Source organism: Corallococcus sp. AB049A (assembly GCF_003668885.1).
GTDB lineage: Bacteria > Myxococcota > Myxococcia > Myxococcales > Myxococcaceae > Corallococcus > Corallococcus interemptor.
In genome coordinates, this window is record NZ_RAWL01000549.1 from 1 (window position 1) to 4,759 (window position 4,759).

Genomic DNA, 4,759 nt, shown 5'->3' on the forward strand with positions numbered 1-4,759 from the left:
GGTAGGAACCGGGAGGAAGCGGGCTCATGCGGAGTGGGGGCGGGCGTTGAGTTGCTGGACGAGGTCGGCGATGACGAGCGACACCATGGCCTCCAGCACCGGGACGGCGCGGGGCATGATGCACGGGTCGTGACGGCCGCCCTTGGCGTGATCCGCGAGCGTCGCGGGGGGCTTGAAGTAGGCGCGCACCTGCATGGGCTCACCGTTGGCGAGCCCACCCTGGATGCCGCCGTACGCGTCCTTCACGGAATGGAACTTCGTGCCGGGCTGGCCAATGCGCTGGAGCAGATCCGGCGGACCCCACATGACGCCGGTGACGGCGCCAATGCTGCCCAGCGCCTGCGCGATGAGCGCCTTCAGCTTGCCGAAGATGGGCTCGCCCAGGCCCACGGGCAGGCCCTCCACGCGCACGTCGATGGAGCCGCCCAGGCTGTCCCCGGCCTCCTTCGCGGCGAGGATTTGCCGGGCCATCTCTTCACGGACGGCTTCATCCGGGCAGCGGGTGGGGTGCGCGTCCACCATGGCGCGGGTGAGGCCCGGCGCCGGAACGGGAGCGACCAACTCACCCACCTGGGACACGTAGGCGACGGTGCTGATGGAGGGCAGGTCGCGCGCGAGGTACGCCTCCGCGATGGCGCCGCCGATGACGCGGCAGAGCGTCTCACGTCCGCTGGTGCGGCCGCCGCCCCGGTGGTCGCGGTGCTTGTAACGCTCGCGCCACACCGCGTCCGCGTGGCCCGGCCGGTCCACGCTGGCCAGCTGGTTGTAGTCCTGCGAGCGCTGGTTCGCGTTGCGCACGATGGCCGCGATGGGCGTGCCCAGCGTCTTGTCCTGGAAGACGCCGGACAGGATTTCAACGGTGTCGGGCTCGTTGCGCGGGGTCACCAGGGCGGACTGCCCGGGACGCCGGCGATCCAGCGCTGCCTGGATCATCTCGCGCGTGAGCGGAACACCCGCGGGGCAGCCATCGATGACGGAGCCCAGCGCGGGACCGTGGCTTTCGCCGAAGGTCGTCAACCGGAAGAGGGTGCCGAAGGTATTCATGTCGCCGTTTCCCAGAGTTGTCGCTGCCGCCGGGCCTGGGCGACGAACCACGCCGCACCTAGCAGGAGAGGGGTGCCCCCGCGGCGAACGATCTCCGCGGCGACGCGCCGGCCGGGCGCACCGTATGCGATCACCGCCACGCGTGCCCCCTGGAATCGCAGGTTTTCGGGGGGAGCCACGCGGTCCGGCCACGTCCAGACCCAATCCCCGGACAGCGGTGCGTGAATCTCCGCGCGCTTGACGACCCGCAGGGCGAATCGCTGTTCAGCGGCCACCAACCGCAGCGCCTGCGTGGAGCCGCCGTCGCCCAGCACCGCGACGTCCTTCGAGCCCAGCCGCTCCAGCACCGCGCGGGCCCCTTCCGTGTCGGTGTTGAACGACTCCCACCGCGAGCCCCGGCGCACCAGCGTGTTGATGGCGTCCAGCTGGGAGCCCGTGTGCTTCGCGAGCCGCATCTTGAACGGGCTCGTCACCGCGAAGCCCGCGTAGTGCGGCAGCAGCGCGTCCACCACCGCCTCCACCGGCGCGTCCTCCGCCAGGTCGATGCGATCGAACGGCTGACGGTGGATGCGCGGCGAGCGCGAGTGCGGAATCGCCGTGCCCAGGATGCCCAGGCGCAGGGCGTGCGGATCCTTCGCCTTGCGGTGCTCGCGCACCACGTCGTCCAGCAGGCGCTGTCCCGGAGCCGCCGTCCACGGGCCGCCCATGGCCACGTACTCCAGGCCGTTCCTGCGTGAGAGCACCGCGCGCGCCGGGATGGCGACAGGGCCCATGCCCAGCACGGTGACGCGCTCGGCGCCGAAGCGCTGGGACAACGCGGCCTGGGTCTGGAGCAGCACGTCCAGATGCGCGGGCCCGTCCATGGGCTCCACGTGCTTCACCAGCGCATCCGGCGGAATGGGCCGGGACCAGCGCCGCATGGCCTCCGCCGTCGTGAGCGGACCTTCCGCGTGGTGCGACGCGAGCAGCTTGCCAGGCGGCGCGTCCATGTCCTGCGCTCGCTCCACGTCGCGGTCCACGCGCCACGCGGCCTGGACCCACGGCGCGGGCAGCGGCTTGCCTCGCTCGGAGACGAGCAGCGGCATCACGCGCGCGAGCGCATCGGGATCGACGTCGCCGGGTGCGTGCAGATCGGTCCGCACCTCGATGACGTCCGCGCCCCGCTTGAGTCCGTCACGCGCGAAGGCGATGGCGTCCGCGCCGGTGAGGGTGGGGGGCAGGGTGATGATGCGCCGGGTGGCCATCAGGCGGGCTCCTGGGCAAGACAGCCCCGGAGGAAGTCCGCCAGGGAGATGGTGGGGACGCGGGCGTGCAGCGCCTCGCGTTCATGGAACAGCGAGTGGAGCTCCTCCTCCAGCGACACGTCCGCGCGCAGCCGTGGGCGCGTGGTGTCCGCCATCAGCCGCTCGCGATACGTGTCGAACGTGACGGGGACGACGAGCGTGAAGTGCCCCGCGAGCGCGTCCGGATGGTGCGACAGGAAGCCGCCACCCACCGCCACCACGCTGCCTTGGGGCAGCAGGCCCAGCGTCTCGCGCTCGGCGGCGCGGAAGGTGGTGGGGGACTCCGCGACCCATGAGCGGAGCGGGCGCCCGTGCCGGCGCTCCAGCTCCGCGTCCAGGTCCAACCCGGTCCGGCCGAGCAGTTGTGAAACGAGCGGCAGCAGGCGCGTCTTGCCGGCCGCGCGGTGCCCCGCGATGACGACGGTCTGCGCGTCCGCCGGGCGGGGGCAGGGCCCCGGGGACGAGAGTGTCCCCTGGAGCGCCTGCTGGAGTCTGGGGTCTACCGACGCGACGACTTGCGAAACAAGGAGGCGCCGGGCCTCAACGGACGGTTCCGACATAGACGTAGGCGGTTCCAAACAGCAGGGGGTGGGCGGCGCGCTCACTGTAGGCGCCGGCCTGGTCCATCAGGGAGAGGAAGCGGTCACCGGCGGGGAAGGCCGCGGCGGTGCGGGGCAGGTACTGGTACGCCGCCTTGTTGCCCGTGAGCAGGCCGCCAATCGCCGGCATCACCGTCTTGCTGTAGAAGCGGAACAGCGCGCCGTACGGGCCCGTGGGCTGGCCGAACTCCAGCACCACCACGCGGCCTCCGGGGCGCACCACGCGCGCCATCTCCTGGAGGCACTTCACCGGATCATCCACGTTGCGGATGCCGAAGGAGATGGACGCCACGTCGAAGCAGTTGTCCGGCAGGGTGAGCGCCATGGCGTCCTGCACCTGGAACTCCACCTCCAGCCCCGCCTTGGCCGCCTTGGCCGGGGCGCTCTCCAGCATCTCCGGGCAGAAGTCCGTGCCCACCACGCGGCCCGTGGAGCCCACCTTGCGCTTGAACGCCAGCGCCAGGTCGCCCGTGCCGGTGGCGCAGTCCAGGACGTGGCTGCCTTCCTTCGCACCGCTGAGCTTCACCGCCGAGCGCCGCCACAGCCGGTGGATGCCCAGCGAGAGGACTTCGTTCGTCACGTCGTAGCGCGTGGCGATGGAAGAGAACATCTGACGGACTTCGGTGCTCATCGCGCCCCCGCGATCTGTGCCGGCTCCGCCGGCGTCCAAAGGTGACGGTCCACCGCGGCGAGCACGCCCGGCAGCCGTTTCATCAACGTAGCGAAATCCCCGGGCGACATCGCCTGCTGCCCGTCGCACAACGCCTGCTCCGGCCGGGGGTGGACTTCAATCAACAATCCATCCGCCCCGCAGGCCGCCGCCGCCAGTGACATGGGTGTGATGAGCGACGGGATGCCCGTGGCGTGGGACGGATCCACGATGACCGGCAGGTGCGTGCGCTCCTTCGCCCACGCCACCGCGGCCAGGTCCAGCGTGTTGCGCATCGCGGTCTCGAAGGTGCGGATGCCGCGCTCGCAGAGCATCACCTGCTCGTTGCCGCCCGCCAGGATGTACTCGGCGGCGTTGAGCCACTCCTGCACCGTGGCGGACAGCCCGCGCTTGAGCAGCACCGGCTTGCGCACCTTCCCCAGCGCGCGCAGCAGCCCGAAGTTCTGCATGTTCCGCGCGCCCACCTGGAGCACGTCCGCGTGCTCCGCCATCAGGGGCAGTTGCTCCGTCTCCATCACCTCACTGATGATGGGCAGCCCGTGACGCCGGCCCGCGTCCACCAACAGTTTCAGCCCCGGCTCTCCCATGCCCTGGAATGCGTACGGACTGGTGCGCGGCTTGAACACGCCGCCGCGCAACAGGTGCGCGCCCGCCTGCGCCACCGCGCGAGCCGCGAGCTCCAACGGCTCCGCGCCCTCCACCGCGCACGGCCCCGCCATCACCACGAAGCCGGGCCCGCCCACCTCCACGCCGCCCACCTGCACGCGCGTGCCCGCTGGACGCGACGCGCGCAGGACGCGGTGTGCGCCCGGGTCACGCCGCGCGGCTGGGTCGTCTGGTTGCTGGCCTCCCACGGCGGCTCCCTCTTCGCTGGAGTTACTGGAATTCGGGTTCCATCGAGTTCAAGCGGTTTTGAACTCCATGGTGCATGTATAGCCGAGATCGCTTAGAAGACAATCGAAGGTGATGTCACTCGCCTCCCCCGAGGTGCAGGAGAATGGCTGATGACGCCGCTCAGTCCCGCTGAGGATCCGCGATGGGTCGCCGGGATGATGCCGCTGCCCGGAGTGGATCCCCTGGCCGGCGTGGACGGACTCGGCGTTCCCTCCGTGTATTGGGAGCGGCCGGTGGCGCGCGAGGCGGTGGCGGGGTGGGGCGAGGCG

The 4,759-nt window shown here is 71.2% G+C and carries 5 protein-coding genes; all 5 read right to left on the bottom strand.

What is annotated here, in order from left to right:
* Nucleotides 1–24: 24 nt before the first annotated feature.
* The 5 genes from aroC to aroF are packed head-to-tail and all read right to left on the bottom strand — an operon-like array spanning nt 25 to nt 4,450.
* On the bottom strand, nt 25–1,044 hold the full coding sequence (gene aroC, locus D7X55_RS35785; protein ID WP_121725384.1) for a chorismate synthase: 1,020 nt from the start codon (nt 1,042–1,044) through the stop codon (nt 25–27).
* Nucleotides 1,041–2,288 (bottom strand): shikimate dehydrogenase, encoded by a 1,248-nt coding sequence (locus D7X55_RS35790; RefSeq protein ID WP_407921812.1) that lies wholly within the window; start codon nt 2,286–2,288, stop codon nt 1,041–1,043. The genes aroC and D7X55_RS35790 overlap by 4 nt, the downstream gene beginning before the upstream one ends.
* The gene (locus tag D7X55_RS35795; RefSeq protein WP_120546405.1) at nt 2,288–2,887 is read right to left on the bottom strand and encodes a shikimate kinase; all 600 of its coding nucleotides are present in this window, start codon (nt 2,885–2,887) and stop codon (nt 2,288–2,290) included. Before D7X55_RS35795 ends, D7X55_RS35790 begins: the two co-directional genes overlap by 1 nt.
* Nucleotides 2,868–3,557: a bifunctional demethylmenaquinone methyltransferase/2-methoxy-6-polyprenyl-1,4-benzoquinol methylase UbiE gene (ubiE, locus tag D7X55_RS35800; protein WP_121725385.1), complete on the bottom strand. Its 690-nt coding sequence runs from the start codon at nt 3,555–3,557 to the stop codon at nt 2,868–2,870. The genes D7X55_RS35795 and ubiE overlap by 20 nt, the downstream gene beginning before the upstream one ends.
* The gene (aroF, locus tag D7X55_RS35805; protein WP_255425052.1) at nt 3,554–4,450 is read right to left on the bottom strand and encodes a 3-deoxy-7-phosphoheptulonate synthase; all 897 of its coding nucleotides are present in this window, start codon (nt 4,448–4,450) and stop codon (nt 3,554–3,556) included. The genes ubiE and aroF overlap by 4 nt, the downstream gene beginning before the upstream one ends.
* Nucleotides 4,451–4,759 lie beyond the last annotated feature (309 nt).